Here is a 19,818-nt window from a genome sequence, read left to right on the forward strand (position 1 = left end):
CAGCGCGGTCAGCCCGCGCAGGACACCGCGGTCGACCCCGGAGCCGCGCCGTTGGCGGTGAAGCCGTAGGTGGTGGACTGGCCGGGGTTCAAGGTGCCGTTCCAGTCGACGTTGCCCGCGGTGACGACGGACCCGCTGACCGTGTGGTCGGCGTTCCACAGGCTGCCGATCGTCGTGCCGGCAGGCAGCGTGAACCGTGTGGTCCAGCCATCGGCGCCCGCATCTCCTGCGGTCACCGTGACCTGCGCCTGGAAGCCGCTGCCCCAGTCGTTCACGACGTCGAGCACGGCCTCGCACGCGTCGGTGCCCGGTTCGGTGGGATCATCCGTGGGCTCGGGCGGGTCGGTGGGCTCCGGCGGGTCGGTGGGCTCCGGATCCCCGCCGCCGAACACTCCGGCCTTGACGGACGTCTCCGACAGGCCGTCGGGGCCGGTGATGACACGGTCACCCCAGCCGGTGCGCCGGGTGGGGTCGAACTGCTCCACCATGTCGAGGTACTCGACGCCTCCCCCGTTACCGCTCCACGACCAGGCGAACCAGCCGATCCCCCGGGACCGCGTGGACGACATGATCGCGTCCTCGTCCGGGTCGCCGTCCGAGTGGTCGTGCCCGAACTCGCCGACGATCAGCGGCAGGCCCATCGCGTCGAAGGCGTCGAGGTAGTCCGTGACCACCTGAGCGCTGGAGTACACGCCGTACATGTGCACGGAGAACACGGTGTTGCCGTCCGGGTCGGCCGCCGCGACCTGCGGTGCGCCGTCGCGCATGACGCCCTGCCAGTCCTGCCCCCACGACGGCGCGTCGACGACGATCGTGTGCCCCAGGCCGGCGTCGCGCAGCCGCTGGATCGCGGCCGCCGTGTCGGCCGCCCAGCCCTCGTTCGTCGCGGCATCGTTGCCGTAGGGCTCGTTGCCGATGTTGACCAGCACGTAGTCCTCTGTGCCCTCCAGCACCGGCTGCAGCGAGATCCAGTAGTCCACGGCCTGGTCGAGCGTCGAAGCGGCGGACTCCTCGCCGAAGCCGGTGGTGTCGTGGTCCTCGAGCATGCAGACCAGCTCGTTCTGCCAGCAGAGGTCCAGCACGTTCTCCACGTCGGCCGGCTCGTTCCGGTTCCACCGCGTGCCGTCGCTGAGCACGACCCGCACGGCGTTCGCACCGGCGTCGTCGATGTCGGCGAACGACCCGGTCTCGCTCGCATACCAGGTGTGCGCGTGACTCACCCCGCGAAGCAACAGGGGGGAGCCGTCCGCCTCGAGGAGCTGGTCGCCCTCGACGTGGATGCCGGCTGCCGAGACACCGGCCGGCGTCGTTCCTTCGGTCGACGCCATCGCCGGCGCCGCGGCGAGCAGCGCGGCGCCCACCGCCGCGACGGACAGGGCCTTTCGTCTGGTTCGCATGAACTCCCTCGTTCCCGGGCACACGGCGCGGACCGTTCCCGCCCGACGACAACCCGCACGCCCCGCCCCAATGTCGCCGCCCGTGCCGGCACGGCCTAGGACCTGAAGCGATTAATCCGGTGGAACGACAGGAGCGTCAGCGCGCGCTCGCGACGGCCTTCTCGCAGCTGGCCCGCATCTCGTCGCCGAGCCGGCAGTCGCCCGTGCCCTCCGCCGCGAGCAGGCGACGAGCGAGCGCGGCAAGCCCTACCGGGTCGGCCTCTCCCCGTTCGCCGTCACGTGGCTCGACTCCGCGCGCCACCGAGAAGTACGCGCCGAACCAGTCGGCGATCCGGACGCCGTGCTCGGGCACGTGGACGACGTCGATCGTGTCGCCGGCCCCGATCTCGCCCGCCTCGGCCACCCGCAGGTAGGCTCCGGTGCGGTTCGCCGCCGTGAAGCGGCGGACCCACTGCTTCTCGCCCATCCGGCGCTGGAACGTCGAACACGGCGTCCGCGGCTGGGTGACCTCCAACAGCGCCGAGCCGACGCGCCACTGCTCCCCGACCACCGCCGTGCTCACGGCGACACCGGACGTGCGCAGGTTCTCTCCGAACAGGCCCGGCGTGATCTCACGGCCGAGTTCTTCCGCCCAGTGCTCGGCGTCCTCCTCGGCATAGGCGTACACGGCCTGGTCAGGCCCGCCGTGGTTGGCACGGTCGGCCTGGACATCCGCGAAGAGACCGAGCGCGCGAGCCTTGACCCGCCCTTCGGCAGGACGCTTGTCGATGGCCGTGATACCCACGGTGCCGCTGTCGGGCAGCAGCTGATGGACGCGACACACGGCGAGAACTGATCCCATGCCGGCCATCCTGCCAGGGCTGCTCGCAGGGGAGCCAGACCGGTCCGGAAAGGCTGCGGCGGCCCGGGGGCGCCACGTGGGAGCGCCCCGCAGAACCGAGCGGGGCCACCCCCGGACGGGCGAGGTCAGTTGTCCCGCGGGTCCGACTTGCGCACGAGGTCCTGCAGCGTGCGCTGCACCTGCTCGACGTCAGGCACGTCGTCGAGAACCATGCCTTCGCGGTCCGAGCCGTCCGAGATCACGAGCGTCCCGCAGCCGAAGAAACGGTCGCTGAGCTGCTTCTCGAAGGTCACGTCGTTGATCCGGTAGAGCGGGATGTCCCGGCCGGTGTGCGTGAGGATCCCGGTGCGCAGCGACACCCGCTGATTGGTGATGACGTAGGTGGTGGTCACCCACTTGAGGTACGGCGGGATCGTGGCGGCGACGACGAGCAGGACCGCAACGGCGCTCGCGAACAGCGGCGCCCACGACGGCAGGCCGAACATCGGGGCCGCGAGCCAGGCGCCGACGGTCACCACGGCCAGCACCACGATCCACACCACAGGCTTCATCAACACCTTGCGGTGCGTCCTCAGGCGCATGATGACGGACTCGCCCTCGGCAAGGTGCTCTTCTCGCAAACCCATGCGTGGCATATTGCCATGAATCGGAATCCGGCAACATGGACCAGCCGGCGAACGACGAGTTCGACACGCTGCATCGACTCGTGCCAATATAGACACATGTCGATACAGGAGCGAGAGGTCGCACCCGCCGAGCGGCACGCCATCGGCACGGACGCCGCCAACGTCGTCGCGCACACCCTCAAGGCCCTCGCCGACCCGCTCCGCCTGCGCATGCTGTCGGCCATCGCCACCGACCCCGGCGGCGAGACCTCCGCCGGGGAACTCGCCACGTTGACCAACGTCGCGCAGCCCACCGTGTCGCACCATCTCAAGGTGCTCCGCGACGTCGGACTCCTCACGTCCGAACGCCGCGGGACGTTCGTGCTCTACCGGATCACTCCCGGCTACCGGGGCGCGATCACCACCCTCCTGGACCGGTTCGCCCCCTCCGCCGTCAGCGCCGGGCAGACCCCGTACCTCGCCGGGCTGTCCGACGTCGACCGCGAACTGACCGGCCTGGCGCAGTCCCTCGCGGGGCGCGTGCCCGGGACCACCCCGGAGGAGTGCCTCCACGTGGTGCGCGAGTCGTACGCGGCGCTCGCCCGCAGGGGCGGGATCCCGACCCATCTCGTGGCGCTGACCGGGCACTTCGCCAGGCAGCGGCTCGAAGATCTGGTCAAGGCGCGCGAGTCGCGCGACCGGGTGGGCGACGCGCCGGGCGAGGACGACACGGCACTCCGACAGGCGGCGGTCGGGGCCGGCAGGAGCGCCGCCAGGTCTGGAGCGGGCTCCGCCGGGCCTGAAGCGGGCTCCGCCGGTCCGGACGCTGCCACCGGCTCCCCCGGGAGCGCCGGGGATGACCTGCGCAAGCCCCAGGTCCTGTTCGTCTGCGTCGCGAACGCCGGACGCTCTCAGCTCGCCGCGGCCCTGATGGCGCACCACGCGGGTGACCGCGTCGTCGTGCGGTCCGCAGGCTCGGCGCCGGCGCCCGATGTGCACGACGCCGTCCGAACGCTGCTCGCGCAGATCGACGGGCGCGGCCGGGACTCCGGCGTCGAGCACGCCATCTTCCCCAAGCCCCTGACCGACGACGCCGTCCGCGCGGCCGACGTGGTCGTGACGATGGGCTGTGGAGACACCTGCCCGGTACTGCCGGGCACGCGGTACGAGGACTGGGTGGTGGGGGATCCCGCCCTGGCATCCCCGGCCGGCGTCGTCGCCATCCGCGACGAGCTCGATCGCCGCGTGCGAGCTCTGCTCGCGCAGATCCTTCCCGCCTGACCGTGCCCGCCCCGATCCCACTCAACCGATCCCCGGCGACGGACCGTCCCCGGCGCCGGACCGTCCCCGGCGCCGGGCCCGCCCGGTGCCGACCCGCACAAGACACCTCCCCCACGAGACACCTCCCGCACGAGACCACACCTGGAGCACCCTCATGAGCACCTCGCCCTCCGCCCTGTTCGTCTGCGTCCACAACGCGGGCCGCTCGCAGATGGCCGCGGGATTCCTGCGCACGCTGTCCGGCGGCGCCGTCGAGGTCAGGTCGGCCGGCTCGGAGCCCGCCGGACAGATCAACCCCGTCGCCGTGGACGCCATGCTGGAGAAGGGCATCGACCTCCGCGCGGAGCGGCCCAAGATCCTGACCACGGACGCCGTGCAGGCGTCCGACGTCGTCATCACCATGGGCTGCGGTGACGCCTGCCCGATCTTCCCCGGCAAGCGCTACGAGGACTGGGCGCTCGAGGACCCCGCCGGCCAGGGCATCGAGGCGGTGCGTCCGATCCGGGACGAGATCGAGAAGCGCGTGCGGACCCTGATCGCGGAACTGGGCGTGGAGGCCGTGGCCTGATGGCACAGTCGACGACAACAGGATCGGCCACCGGACCGGCCACCGCACCCGCCCCTGCGGAGACCCGACCGGTCGCGCTCTGGCGCCGTGCGGTCGCCGAGGCGCTCGGGACCGCGGCCCTCGTCGCGATCGTCGTGGGCTCGGGAATCATGGCCACCGAGCTGTCCGACGACACCGGGCTGCGGCTCCTGGAGAACAGCCTGGCCACGACGCTCGGGCTGGCCGTGCTGATCGCCGTTCTCGGCCCCGTGAGCGGGGCACACCTGAACCCGGTGGTCAGCCTGGTGGACTGGGTCACCGCACGCAGGGCCGGCCCCCAGGGCGGCGGCGGTGCCGCAGATCGCCGCAGCGCGGCCCGCGCACGCCTCACGACCGCCGGGGTCTACGTCCCGGCTCAGGTCGTCGGCGGCATCGCCGGGGCCGTCCTGGCGAACGCCATGTTCGGCCTGCCCACGACGCTCGCGACGCACGAGCGCGCCACGGCACCGCACCTGCTGGCCGAGGTCGTCGCCACCGCCGGGCTGGTCCTCGTCATCCTGGGCCTCCTGCGGTCCGGACGGGAGACCTGGGTACCGGCCGCCGTGGGCTCGTACATCGGCGCGGCGTACTGGTTCACCTCGTCGACCTCCTTCGCGAACCCCGCGGTGACCGTGGGACGCATGGTCAGCGACACCTTCGCCGGCATCGCCCCGGGATCGGTGCTGCCGTTCATCGGGGCGCAGCTGCTCGGCGGCGCGGTCGCGGTCGGGCTGGCGTCGGTGCTGTTCCCGGCGGTCCGCGAGGAGCAGGCCCGCCGCTGACGGGCCGGGGCACACCGGCAGGTCCCCACGCCGCCCGCCGGTCGTCCGGCCCCCGCCGGTCAGGCCGGCGTGCACGCACGGCGACCCGCCGCCGGCCGGTGGCGGCGGGTGGGTGCGTCAGCCGGACGAGCGACCGTGGGCAACACCTGTCGCGAACCCCTGGTCAACGCCGTCCGGCGGGGCACCGACCGTGATCGGTCGTGGTGCCGTGGGGGCGGTGCAGCAGTCCCCGGTCTCGGCCCGCGGCGCCGCGAGGCGCGGATGTCAGACTCCCGCGGCATGCTGTTCTGGACGGAGGGAGTCATCGTGACCGACACACAGGAACCAGCCCGGCCGGGCATCGCCCGGATGGGGTCGGTGGTCCTCGACGTACCGGACCTAACCGCGGCATCCCGGTTCTGGACCGCCCTGACCGGCGGAGAGATCAGCTCGCAGGACGATCACTGGGTGTCGACCCGCACGGCGGACGGCTGGAGCCTGCACTTCCAGGTCGCGCCGGACCTCATCCCGCCGGACTGGCCCGGCCAGGACCGCCCGCAGCAGCTCCACCTGGATCTGCGCACGGCCGACGTCGCCGCGGCGAGCCGGGCCGCCGTCCAGAGGGGCGCCACGGTGCTCCGGGTGAGCGAGCAGTGGACCACGCTCACCGACCCGGCAGGACATCCGTTCGACCTCTGCGCCGCCGAGGGCAACCCCGGCACGACGGTCGCCGGCGTCAACTTCGACGTGCCGGACGCACACACCGCCGTACGCTTCTGGTCAGCGCTGATCGGCGAACCGGTCGCCTACGACCAGGACGGCATGGGGATGACCGGCGGCGACCGGCCGATCCTCTTCCAGCAGGTCGAGAACTACACCGCACCCGCGTGGCCGGACCCGGCACGGCCGCAGCAGGGACATCTGGACCTGTACGTCGACGACCTCGACGCCACCGAGGAGGCGACACTCGCACTCGGCGCGACCCGCCTGCCGAGTGACGGTGAGACGTTCCGCACCTTCGCCGACCCGGCCGGCCACCCCTTCTGCCTCTGCCTGAACGAGGAGTGACCGGCACGGCGCTCACAGCACCCGGTGCGTCCACTCCCCGCCCAGGACGGTGCCGGCCACCGGCATCGTGCGCAGCGCCTCCGAGACGTCGGACGGATCGGCAGGCTGCACGAGGTAGTCCGCGTGCGAGCCGAGTCCCGGGACGTCCCCGTCCAGCACGACGAGGTCCGCCGGTCCTCCCTCACCCGGTGCCACGCCATGCCCGGCGGTCGATGCCGCCAGCGCCTGCTCCACGGTGAGCACCTGCTCCGGATGCCAGGGTTCGCGTCCGCCGCGGGACCGCGTCACCGCGGACGCGATCGCGAACCACGGATCGAGCCGGGCAACGGGAGCGTCGGATCCGAGGGCGAGCGGCACACCCGCCGCGGCGAGCGTCGCCAGGGGGAACGCCCGGTCCGTGCGATCGGGCCACAGCCCCTCGGCGACGTCGCGGTCGTCCATCGCATGTTCGGGCTGCACGCTCGCGGTCACCCGGCCGGCCGCGAACCGCTCGACGTCGGACCACCGCACGAGCTGCGCGTGCTCGATCGAGCCGCGAGCGCCGGTGGCTTCGAAGGCATCCAGCGCCAGCGAGTTGGCCCGGTCCCCGATGGCGTGGATGGCACAGGTCAGTCCGGCATCCGTGGCACGCTTCATCAGCAGATGCAGGTCCTCCGGAGGCACGTTGAGCACGCCGTGCGCGTCGGGCCCGTCCGAGCCCTCGTACGGGTCGAAGCAGCAGGCGGTGCGCGAGTTGAGCGAGCCGTCGCTGATGACCTTGAGCGACCCCATCTCCACGAGCGGCCGGCCGGTGAGCTCCCCCGCCGGGGCCCGGCCGTCCGGTCCGCTCAGCGGGTCACCGGTGCGCAGACCCTCGGCCAGCGCCGCGTCGAGATCCCAGTACCAGACGCCCGCGCGTACGCGCAGCCCGTCCCAGGACGGGACGCGGCGCCGCCACGCGCCGACGTTGTCGTCCATGCCGAAGTCCACGACGCCGACCACGCCCCGGGCGGCCGCGGCCTGGGCGGCGCTGTGCACGAGCCGGTCGAGGGTCGTACCGGACGGATGGTCCAGCTGTTCGGCGGGCAACATCTCGTCCTCGAGCAGCAGCCCGGTGGGGTGCTCGATCCCGAGCCGTCGCAGGCCGGCCGTGTTCACCCACGCGGAGTGCAGGTCGAAGGACAACAGCACCACCGGCACGTCCCCGACGGCGTCGAGCATCTCGGCCGTCGGGGGCTCCGGCCAGGTGACCCAGTGCAGCCCGAAGCCGACCAGCGGCTCCCCCACGCCCCCGCCCTCCGCGGCGCGCGCGTCGAGCGCGTCCTCGACGAGGCGGACGGCGTGCTCCGCCGACGTCGCGGGGGCGACGTCGAGCCGCCGGCGGACGAGCGCCCACTGCTCCATGTGCGTGTGCGCGTCCCACAGGCCCGGCATCACCCACCGCCCGTCGAGGTCCACCACCTCCGGCGCCGCGGCACCCGCCCCGGCCGCACGTCCCAGGACCGCGGCGTCGCCGTGCGCGGCGGGGACGATCCGCCTGATCGAGCCGCCCGAGACCTGGATGTCGACGAGATGGTCCGCGCCCAGCACCCGGGCACGCGAGAGGATCAGTCTGGTCACGAGCCCAAGGTAAGCCTCAGCCATCACCCGTGCGTGACCGTCCGGCGTGACGCCCCTCACGGCGCCGGGAAACCAGGAATGCGCGCAACCATCGTTACTGTTGATGGCAAACATCCGTGGACCTGATACGAGGTCGCGGAGGACGCGCGGAACCCCGCGCACCCGACGACCCGAAAGGCCCGCACATGACCCGCATCCGCGCCCTCGCCACGGCCGCGACCGCCTCGGTCGCCCTCCTGGCACTCGCCGCCTGCACCTCCGGCAGCTCCGGCGACGACGACGGCACCGGGCTGGTCACCGACGGCACGCTGACCGTGGCGACCGAGGGCACCTACCGCCCGTTCAGCTACCACGACGACTCGGACACGCTGGTGGGATACGACGTGGAGGTGGCCGAGGCCGTCGCGCAGAAGCTGGACCTGCAGGTCGAGTTCGCCGAGACCCAGTGGGACGCGATCTTCGCGGGGCTCGACGCCGGGCGGTTCGACACCATCGCCAACCAGGTCACCGTCACGCCGGAACGTGAGGACCAGTACGCGTTCAGCGCTCCCTACACCGTGTCGCGCGGAGCGGTCATCGTCACGGCGGACAACGACGACGTCAACTCGTTCGAGGACCTTGCCGGCAGGACCACGGCACAGTCCCTGACCAGCAACTGGCGCGAGCTCGCGGAGTCCTCGGGCGCGAAGATCGAGAACGTCGAGGGCTGGGCGCAGTCCATCTCGCTGCTGCGGGACGGACGGGTGGACGCCACCATCAACGACACCCTCACCTTCCTCGACTACGTGAACGAGAACGGCGACTCCGGCCTCAAGATCGCCGCCGAGACCGACGAGACCTCCGAGTCGGCGTTCGTGGTCACCCCGGAGCACCAGGCGCTGGCCGACCAGATCTCCGGCGCACTCGACGAGCTCCGTGCGGACGGCACGCTGACGGCGCTCAGCGAGAAGTACTTCGGCGACGACGTCTCCGAATAAGTGGACTGGGAGCTCGCCCGGGAGGCGTTCTGGCCGATCCTGTCCGGGGGCCTGACCGGAACCATCCCGCTGACACTGGTCTCGTTCGCCATCGGGCTGGTGATCGCACTGGTCGTGGCGCTGCTGCGGCTGTCGTCGAACGTGGTCCTCGCCTGGATCGGCACCGCCTACGTCTCGGTCATCCGTGGCACGCCGCTGCTGGTGCAGCTGTTCATCGTGTTCTACGGCCTGCCCAACCTGGGGATCGTCGTCGACCCATGGCCGAGCGCCATCGTCGCGTTCTCGATGAATGTGGGCGGCTACGCGGCCGAGATCGTGCGGGCCGCGATCCTGTCCGTCCCGCGCGGGCAGTGGGAGGCCGGGTACACGATCGGTATGGGGACCACGCGGACCCTGCGCCGGATCGTGCTGCCCCAGGCCGCGCGGGTGTCGGTGCCGCCGCTGTCGAACACGTTCATCTCCCTGGTGAAGGACACGTCGCTGGCCTCGACCATCCTGGTGACCGAGCAGTTCCGCAAGGCTCAGGAGATCGCCGCCAGCCACCCTGACCAGCTCATGCTGCTCTACCTGGAGGCGGCGCTGATCTACTGGATCTTCTGCACCGTCCTCGCGGCCGGACAGCGCGCGATCGAGAAGAGGCTGGACCGCTATGTCGCCCACTGAAGGAGCCGGTACCGAACCGAACGGGACCCCGGACGTGCTGGAGCCGGGTGGGGGCGCCCGGCCCGGCACGCCGCTGCTCACCGTACGGGGGCTGCACAAGTCGTTCGGGGACAACAGCGTGCTGCGCGGCATCGACCTCGACGTGCGCCGCGGAAGCGTCACCGCACTGATCGGGCCGTCGGGTTCCGGCAAGACGACGCTGCTGCGCTCGCTCAACGGCCTGTCCATCCCCGATGCGGGGAGGATCACGGCCGCGCCCTCGGCACACCCGTCCGGGGACCCGGGGACGAAGACGGAGGGCGGCGACGCCCCGCTGACGCTGGACTTCTCCCGGAAGACCACCAAGCGACAGCGCTTCGCCCTGCGGGACCGCTCGGCGATGGTCTTCCAGCAGCACAACCTGTTCCCGCATCGCACGGTGCTGCAGAACGTCATCGAGGGTCCCGTCCAGGTCCAGCGCGTCGCACGGGCCGACGCCGTCGAGCGCGCGACGGAGCTGCTGGAGCGTGTGGGGCTCGGCGAGAAGCGCGACGCCTACCCGCACGAGCTGTCCGGCGGGCAGCAGCAGCGGGTGGGAATCGTGCGGGCGCTCGCGCTCCGACCGGAGCTGCTGCTGTTCGACGAGCCGACGTCGGCCCTCGACCCCGAGCTCGTCGGTGAGGTGCTGACCGTGATGAAGGAGCTCGCGGACGAGGGCTGGACCATGGTGGTGGTCACGCACGAGCTGCAGTTCGCGCGGGCGGTGGCCGACGAGGTGCTGTTCCTCGACGGCGGGCACGTCGTCGAACGCGGTGCCCCACGCCAGCTGTTCCGTGAGCCGCGCGAGGAGCGCACCCGGCAGTTCCTGCACCGGCTGCTGCACCCGATGGAGTGAAGGAGGCCGCGGGGTGGTCCGCGGCCGGCCGAGATTGCGGACTTCACCCGCTCCGAGCGGGTGAAGTTCGGCGATTTCTATGCCGCGGAGCCGGATTACCTGGTGAGGTTGGGATGCTAGGACCACGGACCCAACGACGCGAGATGGTACCCAGGATCCCGAATGACTGAAGCAGCTGCGCCCGAGACACCGCCCACCCTGGTGTGGACGGACGCGTTCCCCTGGCTCGTCGGGGTGGCGGGCCTCGACGCCAACCAGCCCGATCCCCGGTGGTCCGAGCCGATCGCCGCCACCCCGGACTCCGAGGTCCCCGAGGTCGCCCTGGAAGTGGCTCAGCTGGCCATCCAGCACCGGCCGACGAGTCACATCGGCTCCGTCTTCCCCCGCCTCCCGGACGAGTTGAGCCTCAACAACCTCGACCTTCCGTCACGCCAGCGCAACGTGCTGCGGCGTCACGGCCTCGAGACCGCACGCGACCTGGGCACCGTCACGGTCACCGAACTGCTGACCTCCTGGTCCGTGGGCCCCCGCGTGCTGGAGGGGATCTTCACCGCGCTCGTGGAGGAGTCCCTCGCGTCCGCCATGAGCGGCGCGACCGCGGACTGAGGCCGCGGGTCGCGTTCAGGGGCTCCGGCGCTCACGGCGCCAGCGGGCCGGGCTGATGCCGTAGCGGCGACGGAACCGCCTTCCGAGGTAGGCGCCGTCCGTCAGCCCCGTCCGCGCGGCGACGGCGCCGAGGGGCAGATCCGTCTCCAGGAGAAGCCGGCGAGCCTCGGTCAGACGACGCTCGACGAGCCACTCGCCCAGGGTCCGGCCCGAGCGCTCGCGCACCACGGTGGTCAGGTGACCCGGCGTGTAGCCGAGCTCACGCGCCACGTCGCCTGCCGACACCGGGTCCCGGAACATCTTCTCCACCTGGTCGAACACCAGGAGCAGCAACGGATCCGGCGCTGCCGACGGCGGACCCGGAGCCAGCCTCGCGGAGGCCACGAGGATGCGGGTGAGTCCCGCCACCATCGCCTCCGCCGCACCCGTCCGGTCGGGGCGTTCGACCTCCTCGACAAGGTCCTCGAACCAGGCGCGCCAGCGTTCCCGCTCCGGGCCCGGCACCGAGACGGTTCCCGGGCCCCGGTCAGCGGCGCCGCCGGGCCGCGCCCCGTGACCCCGGCCCGCCACCGGAACTCCGCCGGCACCACCGCCCGCGGCCCGTCCACCGAAGAGCCGCAGGAGCGGGTGCCGGTCCCGGGCGAGCGGTGAGACCGCGCCCAGCGCGGAGACGACGTCCGGCAGGAAGCGCGCCACCCAGGCGAGGCCGTGCTCCGCCAGGTCAGGATCCCCGGGCTCGATCACCTGGCCCGGGTCCACGCCGAGGACGTCACCGTCTCGCAGGTCATGCCTGGCGCCGTCGATCAGGACCGCAGCGTGGCCCTCGTGGAGGTACACCAGGACGTGAAAGTCGTGGATGTGGCGCCCTTGGCGCGCGGTCGTGCCGTCGCGTTCGGCCGCCCCGTGCCGGTCGCCGAGGGCCGACGCGGCGAGCGCGGGGAGTCCGGGCCGCTCGTCGTGGCCGTACACGGGTGTGCCGTCCGGGCGTACGCGGCGCAGGCTGGTGCCGCCCGTGGGACGTGAACCGTCGCGGATCGCCCGTGGTCCCGGCGCGATGCCCGAGGAATCTCCCATACCGCCGAAGTTCCGTCCTGCCGTGCCGCCCTGCGGCGGCCGATGCTGTCCACAGGAAGCATCGCAGGGCGGTCACGCGCCTGCCAACCACGCCCCGCCACGGAGGACCACATCATGAGCACCCGAGCCGACGTCCGCATCGTCGACGGCACCGACCCGACCACGGCGGGCCGCAGCTACCTCCCCGGAATGGGGAAGAACTGGCTGACGCCGTTCTTCGACGCCTTCGTGGGACTGATCGGGATGCGTGGGAGGTATGCCCGGACGGCCGAACTGGCCGGCGTCCGTGACGGGGAGTCCGTGCTGGACGTCGGCTGCGGCACCGGCAGCCTCCTGATGGCCGTCCTCGACACCGCTCCTGGGGCGAAGGTCACGGGCCTGGACCCGGATCCGCGGGCGCTGGAGATCGCCGCACGGAAACTGCGCCGGGCACGCCGCAAGGGGACCCTGGTACGCGGATTCGCCGACCGGCTCCCCGCCGACGACGACAGCGTCGACCACGTGCTCTCCTCCCTGGCGCTGCACCACGTCCCGGAGCGGGATCGCGCGGCATTCGCACGCGAGGTCGCTCGCGTCCTGCGTCCGGGCGGGAAGGTCACGATCCTCGACATGGGAGGCGGGGAGCCCGGCCCCGGACACCACCCGGACGGCGCGGACCGTACCGACGACGCCGCGGCCCGTCCCGGCGGCCAGGACCACGGCGCCGGGCACGGGCACCCGGGCCTCTCCCACCTGCTCGGCCACCTCGCCGCCCCGCTGCGCCACCGCGGCAGGAGGAGCACCGTGATCGCGGCGAACCTCGGCGACGGCATCCCACGGCTCCTGACGGAAGCAGGCCTGGAGCAGGCCCGCGAGGTCGCGCACGAGGACTGGCCCATGGGCCGCCTGACCTACGTCCAGGCCGGCCTGCGACAGCGCGGGCCGGCCTCCCTCGCACAGCCCCGGCCCGTCACTCGCCCGGGTAGCTGAGCCCGATCTGGTCGCGGATCTCGTCGAGCGTCCCCATGATTCCCACGGTCTGGGCCAGCGGCAGGATGTCGCCGTCCGTCCGGCCCTCGGCGATCAGCCGCTCGGCCTCCAGGGCCTGGAAGTGCATGCCGCGCCCGGTGACCCTGCCCTCGCTCGTGTACTCCTCCGTCACGGCACCGTCGGTGTCGTAGACGCGGAACGACGTCGGCGTGAACCACCACGGGTCGATGTCGATCCGCCCATCGGTCCCGAGGATGGACGCCGTGACGGGCCCCCGGGTGTCCGACGCCGAGATCGTGGTGGCCATGCGGCCGGCGTCGTACCCGAAGATCGTCGCGACGGTGGCGTCCGCGCCGGCCTCCTTGAACGTGGCGTGCGACTGGATGGTGAGCGGCTCGCCGAACACGTCCCAGGTGAGGGAGATCGGGTAGATCCCCAGGTCGAGCAGTGACCCGCCGCCGAGCTCGAGCGCGTTGATGCGGTGGCCGGGGTCATCGGGAAGGTCCTGGCAGTGGTCCGCCATGACCGTGCGGACCTCGCCGAGAGCGCCCGACGCGAGGATCTCCCGGATACGCGACATGTGCGGCAGGTAGCGCGTCCACATCGCCTCCATCGCGAGGAGGCCCTTGGACGCGGCGAGCTCGGCGATGCCCTGCGCCTCGCGGCGGTTCAGCGCGAACGGCTTCTCCACCAGCACGTGCTTGCCGGCGTTCAGTACCAGCGCCGCATCCTCGGCGTGCATGGGATGCGGGGTCGCGACGTAGACGATGTCGACCTCGGGGTCCGCCACGAGTTCCTCGTAGGAGCCGTGGGCGTGCGGGATACCGAACTCGTCCGCGAAGGCCTTCGCCTTGTCCGCGGAGCGGGAGCCGACCGCCTGCACGCTGAAATCGTTTGCCATCAAGTCGCTCGTGAAGGCGTGCGCGATGCCGCCCGTGGCGAGAATGCCCCAACGCAGGTGTGTCATATGTCCGAGCCTAGTCCGGCACGACAGGGGTCGCCGCCGCGTCTCTCCGGACGTACCGCATGTCCCAAAGCGTCAGCGCCAGCGCCGCGAGGGCGAAGACGGCTCCCGCCAGAGGGATGAGCTGCGGGCCCCAGGTGGCGACGACGAACGCACCGAGCGCCGCACCGGAACCGATCCCGACGTTGAAGACCACACTGGACAGGGCGGTCGCCATCTCCGTGGCTCCGGGCGCCACCTGCATCGCGAGATGGGCCGCCACCGGCGGGACGAGGCTGAACGTCATCCCGAACAGCAGCATGCCCACGACGGCGAGCCCCGGCGCCGCTCCGAGGAGCTGGAGCACCAGCAGGAAGACCCCCACCCCCGCCGCACCACCGGCCAGCGTCCACCACGGCCACCGATCCAGCACCAGGCCCGCCAGCAGCGTCCCGCCGAGGCCGGCGGCCCCGCTGGCCAGCAGCAGCAGCGACAGCCACCGGGCGTCGAAGCCCGCCACCTCCAGCAGGAACTGGGTGATGAACGTGATCCAGGCGAACGCCCCGGTGACGAGCAGGAACGTCACCACGAGCAGGACGACGAAACGGCGCCGGTCCGGGTGGGTCCCGCGCGAGGTGTCGTCCCTGGCCTGCGAACCGTCCGGCATCGTCAGCAGGATCGCCGCGCATGCGATGGCGCTGATCGCCGCCATGACGAGGAACGGCATGCGCCAGGTGGTCAGCTGCCCCAGCCAGGTGCCGAACGGGACGCCGAGCATGGGCCCGAGCGAGTTCCCGATCGCCACGCGCGCGATCATCTTGCCGCGCACCTCGCGAGGGAACATGCTCGCGGCCGCAGGCATGACGATCGCCCAGAACAGCGCCTGCCCGAGCGCGGTCACGACGCGGGCGCCCAGCAGATCCGCATAGCCCACGGCGAACGCGGACCAGGTCAGCCCCACCGCGCAGACCGCCGTCGTCATCGCGAGGACGACGCGGCGGCTGAGGCGCCGTGTCAGCTGCGCCAGCGGCACGGTCGCGACGACCACGACGGCCGCGTACACGGTCACGAGCAGCCCCACCTGAGATGTGGTGCGTCCCAGATCCGGGGCCATGATCGTGAGCAGGCCGCCGGGAAGGCTCTCCGCCGTCACGAACAAGAAGGCCGACGTGGACAGGGCGATCAGCGCCACGACGGCACGGCGCCGCGCGGACCGCTGGTCGAGGGAGGGAGCCGGGGTGGCAACGTCTGATCGCATCGATTCGATAGTTTGCCATATCGTCGCAACCGTTTTTCCCACGCTTCCACCGCGCGGACGCCCGCTAAAGACGGGCGAAATAGCAATTCTGGCGGGATTCCGCCACATGTGGTGGCGGGAATCCGCCGGTTTTGCTTTGACTTATCATCCAGTAGTGTGCCGCACGCAACATTCCTGAAATGGAACGGTGATTGAGTCATCGGTCGGACGTCGAAGTCCTGACAGATGACTCGACGCCAGGAACCCCCGGCTCGGTCGGACACTCCGGTCTTCGCGGGGTCGAGGCCTGATCACGGCAGCCCGCCGTGGCGGCGCCACGCCCCCCGGGCACCGCTGTGCCCGCCCTCCTGCGAGCCGGGGGCACTCACACCCCGGAGGAATCGATGAATCCACGAATCAGCGCAGTGGGCGCTGGTGCGGCTCTGCTGCTCACGGGCGCGCTCGTGCCGGCAACAGCCGTCGCCGCGCCGAGCGCGGCGGAGCCGGACCCGGCGACGCTCGCGCAGCAGCGGGAGGACGACCGTCCCGACGCGCTCGCTCAGAAGCAGCGTGAGCGGAAGCAGGAGGCGGTCGAGATGGTCGCCACCGGCGAGGCGAAGGTGACGACGCGCGGGAAGGGCTCGAAGAAGTCCCGGGTCGTCAAGATCGCCCCGCACGAGTACGTCGAGTACGGAGCCCAGGAAACCTCGCAGCTCTTCTCGATCCTGGTCGATTTCGGCGACGGCGAGGGGTCACCCTACTTCCCCGACGCCCCCGCCGGGCCGATGCACAACGAACTCCCGGAACCGGGCGCGGACGACAACACGACGTACTGGACGAGCGACTTCTCGCGCGACCACTACACGGACATGTTCTTCGACGGCAACGAGAACGGCGAGTCGTTCCACGACGTCTACGACGAGATGTCCTCGGGCCGCTTCGACCTGCAGGGTGACGTGTCCGACTGGGTCACGGTGCCGCACAGCGAGGCGTACTACGGCGGCGGCAGCGCTGCCGGCGACGAGACCGGCGCCAGCATGACCGCGTTCATCCAGGATGCGGCCAACGCCTGGTACGACGAGCAGATCGCCTCCGGGAAGACGCACGACGAGATCGTCGCGTACCTCCAGTCCTTCGACATCTGGGACCGGTACGACGTCGACGGCGACGGCATCATCAACGAGCCCGACGGCTACATCGACCACTTCCAGGCGATCCACGCCGGCGAGGGCGAGGAGGCCGGGGCTCCGCCGTGGGCCATCTGGTCGCACCGCTGGGCGGTCAACCAGGGCGGCCTCTGGGAGGACGGCCCGGCCGACTACCCCAAGCTCGGCGGCATCAAGATCGGCGACACCGACATCTGGATCCGTGACTACACGACCGAGCCGGAGAACGGTGGCCTCGGCGTGTTCGCGCACGAGTTCGGCCACGACCTCGGTCTGCCGGACTACTACGACACCTCCGGCGGCGAGAACGGCACCGGCTTCTGGAACCTCATGAGCTCCGGCTCGTGGATGGGCCACGGCGACGAGGACGGCTACATCGGCGGCACCCCGAACCACATGGGCGCCACCGAGAAGATGTTCCTCGGCTGGCTGGACTACGAGACCGTCGAGGCCGACGAGTCCGGCATCGTCCGGCTCGGGCCCTCGTTCCACGCCACCACGCGCGCCCAGGCGGCACTCGTGAACCTGCCGGACGGCAGCGAGAGCGTGGACGTCGGTGTGGAGCCGATCGACGGCAACTACGCCTACTCGACCACGGGCAACAACCTGAACACGACGTTCGCCTCGCCCGAGTTCGTGGTGCCCGCCGGCGGCCAGCTGAGCGCCCAGGTCAACTACGAGATCGAGGAAGGCTACGACTACGCCTTCGTCGACATCACCACCGACGGCGGCGCCACCTGGACCGCGCTGTCCACGAGCGAGTCGTCCGACGAGGACCCGAACGGCACCAACCCGGGCGGCGGCATCGACGGCTCGTCCGGTGGCTGGGTCGAGCTCACCGCTGACCTGTCGGCCTACGCGGGTGAGAACGCCCAGCTCCGCTTCCGGTACACCTCCGACGGCGGTGTCGCCGAGCGCGCCATGGTCGTCGACTCCGTGAGCGTGGGCGACGCCCTGTCCGAGGACTTCGAGGACGCCTCCGACTGGACCGGCGACTGGCAGGTCGCCACCGACGGCAAGTACGACGTCACCTTCTCCCACTACTACCTGGCCGAGAACCGCGTGTACGGCGGCTACGACGCCACGCTGAAGACGGGCCCGTACAACTTCGGCTGGGCCCAGTCCAACCCGAACCAGGTGGAGCACTTCCCGTACCAGGACGGCCTGCTGGTCTGGTACGCGAACGGGCTGTACGGCGACAACAACACGTCGCAGCACCCCGGCGGTGGCCAGGCGCTCCCGGTCGACTCCGACGCGACGCCGCTGACGTTCTCCGACGGGGCGATCGCCCGCAACCGGATCCAGGTCTACGACGCCACGTTCGGCACGCAGCGCAAGGACCGGCTGTTCCTGCACAGCGAGGCCGGTGAGGCCCCGGCCACGCTGCGCACCCCGTGGTGGTCGCGTCAGTCCAGGACGTTCGACGACACCGACCCGTACGCCTACTGGGACGAGTCCAACCCGGGCAACTCGACGATCGTCGGCGGCACCGGCACCAGCATCACGGTGCTGTGGCAGGACAGCCGCAACGGTCACATGACGATCGCGGTCAACCGGTCGTGATCCGCAGGATCGGACCGACGCGCCACAGCGCATGATCCGATCGCCGCACGACGGCGCCGGCCCGCATCCTCTCGGGGGTGCGGGCCGGCGTCGTCTCCCGGCAGCTTCGCCGCCGGCCGGCCCGGTGCCAGCGTTCCACCGCAGGCCACCCCGCGTTCACGCGCCCCGCACTACCGTGGGCGCGCAGGTCCCGATCACCCATGAGGAGTTCCGATGCGCCGCACCGCACCGCGCACCACGAGCCTCGTCCTCGCCGCCGCCCTCCTGGGCAGCGGGGGCGCGGCCGTCGCGACACCCGGCCCCGTCCCCGACGGCCCCGCCGACACCCGAGCCGACCACCCGGCGTCGTCGGCCCCGAGGAACGGCCTGCGTGTCGCCACCTACAACCTGTCGCTGAACCGGGCGGCGCAAGGGCAGCTCGTGACCGACCTGTCCGGCGGCGACGAGCAGGCCAGGACTGTCGCCGAGGTGATCCAGCACGCTCGGCCGGACATCGTGCTGCTCAACGAGTTCGACCACGACGACGCCGGCGAGGCCGTCCGGCTGTTCCGCGAGAACTACCTCGAGACCCCGCAGGGCGACGCCGACGCGATCACCTACCCGTACGCGTTCACCGCTCCGGTGAACACCGGCGTACCCAGCGGCTTCGACCTGAACAACGACGGCACCGTCGGCGGGGGCGACGACGCCCTCGGCTTCGGTCTCTTCCCCGGCCAGTACGGCATGGTCGTGCTGTCGCGATACCCGATCGACACCAGGAACGTTCGCACGTTCCAGCACTTCCTGTGGCGGGACATGCCAGGTGCGGCTCTCCCCACGGACCCCTCGACGGGTGAGCCCTGGTACACGAACGAGGAACTGGACGTGCTGCCGCTGTCGAGCAAGTCGCACTGGGACGTCCCCGTGCAGGTGGGGCACAGGACAGTGCATGTGCTGGCCGCGCATCCGACACCGCCGTCGTTCGACGGCGCGGAGGACCGCAACGGGCGCCGCAACCACGACGAGATCCGGTTCTGGGCCGACTACGTGGCCGGCGGCCGGACGGCGTCGTACATCTACGACGACGACGGCGGACGCGGCGGCCTGCGCCGTGGTGCGCCCTTCGTGATCCTGGGGGACTACAACGCCGACCCGGCCGACGGCGACTCCTACGACGGCGCCATCCACCAGCTCCTCGACAGTCGGCGGATCCAGGATCCGCGGGCGACGTCGGACGGCGCGGCCGAGGCGGCAGCGCTCCAGGGCGGTGCCAACCTGACGCAGACGGGAGACCCCGCACTCGACACCGCGGACTTCGCGGACACCGCACCGGGCAACCTGCGTGTCGACTACACCCTGCCGAGCCGGAACCTGCGGATCCGTGACGCGGGCGTGTTCTGGCCGGCGGCGGACGACCCGCTCTCCCGCCTCACGGGCGAGTACCCGTTCCCGAGCAGCGACCACCGCCTGGTCTGGGTAGACATCAGAGCCAGGTGAAACAAGCCCACCCACGGCAGTTCCCGTTCCGCCGCGGCGCAGCAACCCGATCTCGCCGTGACGACCGGACTCCACCACGGTGAAGAGAGAGACGGGCGGATGTCCGTTTCGGGATGGTGCCGCCGTAGCGGG

General features: G+C 71.5%; 18 protein-coding genes. 11 read left to right on the forward strand and 7 right to left on the reverse strand.

Annotated elements, in window-relative coordinates:
* Nucleotides 1-8: 8 nt before the first annotated feature.
* From HGK34_RS07325 to HGK34_RS07335, 3 genes are all read right to left on the reverse strand, one after another.
* Nucleotides 9-1,397 (reverse strand): cellulase family glycosylhydrolase, encoded by a 1,389-nt coding sequence (locus HGK34_RS07325; RefSeq protein WP_201845924.1) that lies wholly within the window; start codon nucleotides 1,395-1,397, stop codon nucleotides 9-11.
* Nucleotides 1,398-1,533: 136 nt separating this feature from the next.
* Nucleotides 1,534-2,238, reverse strand: coding sequence for an MOSC domain-containing protein (locus HGK34_RS07330; RefSeq protein WP_201845925.1), 705 nt, complete (start codon nucleotides 2,236-2,238; stop codon nucleotides 1,534-1,536).
* Between the two features lie 125 nt (nucleotides 2,239-2,363).
* Nucleotides 2,364-2,864 carry a PH domain-containing protein gene (locus HGK34_RS07335; protein ID WP_201845926.1) on the reverse strand — a complete coding sequence of 167 codons (501 nt, stop codon included), beginning with the start codon at nucleotides 2,862-2,864 and terminating at the stop codon, nucleotides 2,364-2,366.
* 96 nt (nucleotides 2,865-2,960) lie between these two features.
* On the opposite strand from HGK34_RS07335, the gene HGK34_RS22575 reads away from it, so the two are divergent.
* From HGK34_RS22575 to HGK34_RS07360, 4 genes are all read left to right on the forward strand, one after another.
* Nucleotides 2,961-4,124, forward strand: coding sequence for a metalloregulator ArsR/SmtB family transcription factor (locus tag HGK34_RS22575; RefSeq protein ID WP_244666516.1), 1,164 nt, complete (start codon nucleotides 2,961-2,963; stop codon nucleotides 4,122-4,124).
* Nucleotides 4,125-4,278: 154 nt separating this feature from the next.
* Nucleotides 4,279-4,692, forward strand: coding sequence for an arsenate reductase ArsC (locus HGK34_RS07350; protein WP_201845927.1), 414 nt, complete (start codon nucleotides 4,279-4,281; stop codon nucleotides 4,690-4,692).
* Nucleotides 4,692-5,492, forward strand: coding sequence for an aquaporin (locus tag HGK34_RS07355; protein WP_201845928.1), 801 nt, complete (start codon nucleotides 4,692-4,694; stop codon nucleotides 5,490-5,492). Before HGK34_RS07350 ends, HGK34_RS07355 begins: the two co-directional genes overlap by 1 nt.
* Before the next feature lie 306 nt (nucleotides 5,493-5,798).
* Nucleotides 5,799-6,539, forward strand: coding sequence for a VOC family protein (locus tag HGK34_RS07360; RefSeq protein WP_307815841.1), 741 nt, complete (start codon nucleotides 5,799-5,801; stop codon nucleotides 6,537-6,539).
* A gap of 12 nt (nucleotides 6,540-6,551) precedes the next feature.
* Here the strand turns inward: HGK34_RS07360 and HGK34_RS07365 are convergent, their stop codons facing one another.
* A complete protein-coding gene (locus tag HGK34_RS07365; protein ID WP_307815842.1) occupies nucleotides 6,552-8,138 on the reverse strand; it encodes an amidohydrolase in 1,587 nt (528 codons plus the stop codon).
* 185 nt (nucleotides 8,139-8,323) lie between these two features.
* On the opposite strand from HGK34_RS07365, the gene HGK34_RS07370 reads away from it, so the two are divergent.
* The 4 genes from HGK34_RS07370 to HGK34_RS07385 all read left to right on the forward strand — a co-directional run bounded on the left by HGK34_RS07370 (nucleotide 8,324) and on the right by HGK34_RS07385 (nucleotide 11,258).
* Complete coding sequence (locus tag HGK34_RS07370; protein WP_201845931.1) at nucleotides 8,324-9,115, forward strand: amino acid ABC transporter substrate-binding protein; 792 nt, start codon at nucleotides 8,324-8,326, stop codon at nucleotides 9,113-9,115.
* Nucleotides 9,116-9,778, forward strand: coding sequence for an amino acid ABC transporter permease (locus tag HGK34_RS07375; RefSeq protein ID WP_201845932.1), 663 nt, complete (start codon nucleotides 9,116-9,118; stop codon nucleotides 9,776-9,778).
* Complete coding sequence (locus HGK34_RS07380) at nucleotides 9,765-10,652, forward strand: amino acid ABC transporter ATP-binding protein (protein WP_280517869.1); 888 nt, start codon at nucleotides 9,765-9,767, stop codon at nucleotides 10,650-10,652. Before HGK34_RS07375 ends, HGK34_RS07380 begins: the two co-directional genes overlap by 14 nt.
* Nucleotides 10,653-10,814: 162 nt before the next feature.
* Nucleotides 10,815-11,258, forward strand: a complete 444-nt coding sequence (locus tag HGK34_RS07385) for a DNA-directed RNA polymerase subunit alpha C-terminal domain-containing protein (RefSeq protein WP_201845933.1) — start codon at nucleotides 10,815-10,817, stop codon at nucleotides 11,256-11,258.
* 15 nt (nucleotides 11,259-11,273) lie between these two features.
* On the opposite strand, the gene HGK34_RS07390 is transcribed toward HGK34_RS07385, so the two are convergent.
* On the reverse strand, nucleotides 11,274-12,332 hold the full coding sequence (locus tag HGK34_RS07390) for an AraC family transcriptional regulator (protein WP_201845934.1): 1,059 nt from the start codon (nucleotides 12,330-12,332) through the stop codon (nucleotides 11,274-11,276).
* A gap of 114 nt (nucleotides 12,333-12,446) precedes the next feature.
* On the opposite strand from HGK34_RS07390, the gene HGK34_RS07395 reads away from it, so the two are divergent.
* On the forward strand, nucleotides 12,447-13,301 hold the full coding sequence (locus HGK34_RS07395) for a class I SAM-dependent methyltransferase (protein WP_201845935.1): 855 nt from the start codon (nucleotides 12,447-12,449) through the stop codon (nucleotides 13,299-13,301).
* Here HGK34_RS07395 and HGK34_RS07400 read toward each other — a convergent pair.
* Together HGK34_RS07400 and HGK34_RS07405 are read right to left on the reverse strand one after the other, a co-directional pair.
* Nucleotides 13,282-14,268: a Gfo/Idh/MocA family protein gene (locus tag HGK34_RS07400; protein WP_201845936.1), complete on the reverse strand. Its 987-nt coding sequence runs from the start codon at nucleotides 14,266-14,268 to the stop codon at nucleotides 13,282-13,284. The genes HGK34_RS07395 and HGK34_RS07400 overlap by 20 nt on opposite strands.
* Nucleotides 14,269-14,278: 10 nt before the next feature.
* Nucleotides 14,279-15,502: an MFS transporter gene (locus HGK34_RS07405; RefSeq protein ID WP_201845937.1), complete on the reverse strand. Its 1,224-nt coding sequence runs from the start codon at nucleotides 15,500-15,502 to the stop codon at nucleotides 14,279-14,281.
* Nucleotides 15,503-15,885: 383 nt separating this feature from the next.
* Between HGK34_RS07405 and HGK34_RS07410 the strand changes: the two genes are divergently transcribed.
* Both HGK34_RS07410 and HGK34_RS07415 read left to right on the forward strand, forming a co-directional pair.
* Entirely contained in the window at nucleotides 15,886-18,210 is a 2,325-nt protein-coding gene (locus HGK34_RS07410) for an immune inhibitor A domain-containing protein (protein ID WP_201845938.1), read from the forward strand.
* A gap of 213 nt (nucleotides 18,211-18,423) precedes the next feature.
* Nucleotides 18,424-19,686, forward strand: coding sequence for an endonuclease/exonuclease/phosphatase family protein (locus HGK34_RS07415; protein ID WP_201845939.1), 1,263 nt, complete (start codon nucleotides 18,424-18,426; stop codon nucleotides 19,684-19,686).
* Nucleotides 19,687-19,818: the final 132 nt, after the last annotated feature.

Source organism: Myceligenerans indicum (assembly GCF_016742955.1).
Taxonomy (GTDB): Bacteria; Actinomycetota; Actinomycetes; order Actinomycetales; family Cellulomonadaceae; genus Myceligenerans; species Myceligenerans indicum.

Excerpts from the sequence above, each read along its gene's own strand:
- HGK34_RS07400 (WP_201845936.1), bottom strand. The coding sequence starts at position 14,268 with ATGACACACCTGCGTTGGGGCATTCTCGCCACGGGCGGCATCGCGCAC.
- HGK34_RS07385 (WP_201845933.1), top strand. The coding sequence starts at position 10,815 with ATGACTGAAGCAGCTGCGCCCGAGACACCGCCCACCCTGGTGTGGACG.
- HGK34_RS07395 (WP_201845935.1), top strand. The coding sequence starts at position 12,447 with ATGAGCACCCGAGCCGACGTCCGCATCGTCGACGGCACCGACCCGACC.
- HGK34_RS07380 (WP_280517869.1), top strand. The coding sequence starts at position 9,765 with ATGTCGCCCACTGAAGGAGCCGGTACCGAACCGAACGGGACCCCGGAC.
- HGK34_RS07405 (WP_201845937.1), bottom strand. The coding sequence starts at position 15,502 with ATGCGATCAGACGTTGCCACCCCGGCTCCCTCCCTCGACCAGCGGTCC.
- HGK34_RS07415 (WP_201845939.1), top strand. The coding sequence starts at position 18,424 with ATGCGCCGCACCGCACCGCGCACCACGAGCCTCGTCCTCGCCGCCGCC.
- HGK34_RS07330 (WP_201845925.1), bottom strand. The coding sequence starts at position 2,238 with ATGGGATCAGTTCTCGCCGTGTGTCGCGTCCATCAGCTGCTGCCCGAC.
- HGK34_RS07335 (WP_201845926.1), bottom strand. The coding sequence starts at position 2,864 with ATGGGTTTGCGAGAAGAGCACCTTGCCGAGGGCGAGTCCGTCATCATG.
- HGK34_RS07370 (WP_201845931.1), top strand. The coding sequence starts at position 8,324 with ATGACCCGCATCCGCGCCCTCGCCACGGCCGCGACCGCCTCGGTCGCC.
- HGK34_RS07325 (WP_201845924.1), bottom strand. The coding sequence starts at position 1,397 with ATGCGAACCAGACGAAAGGCCCTGTCCGTCGCGGCGGTGGGCGCCGCG.
- HGK34_RS07390 (WP_201845934.1), bottom strand. The coding sequence starts at position 12,332 with ATGGGAGATTCCTCGGGCATCGCGCCGGGACCACGGGCGATCCGCGAC.
- HGK34_RS07410 (WP_201845938.1), top strand. The coding sequence starts at position 15,886 with ATGAATCCACGAATCAGCGCAGTGGGCGCTGGTGCGGCTCTGCTGCTC.
- HGK34_RS07355 (WP_201845928.1), top strand. The coding sequence starts at position 4,692 with ATGGCACAGTCGACGACAACAGGATCGGCCACCGGACCGGCCACCGCA.
- HGK34_RS07350 (WP_201845927.1), top strand. The coding sequence starts at position 4,279 with ATGAGCACCTCGCCCTCCGCCCTGTTCGTCTGCGTCCACAACGCGGGC.
- HGK34_RS22575 (WP_244666516.1), top strand. The coding sequence starts at position 2,961 with ATGTCGATACAGGAGCGAGAGGTCGCACCCGCCGAGCGGCACGCCATC.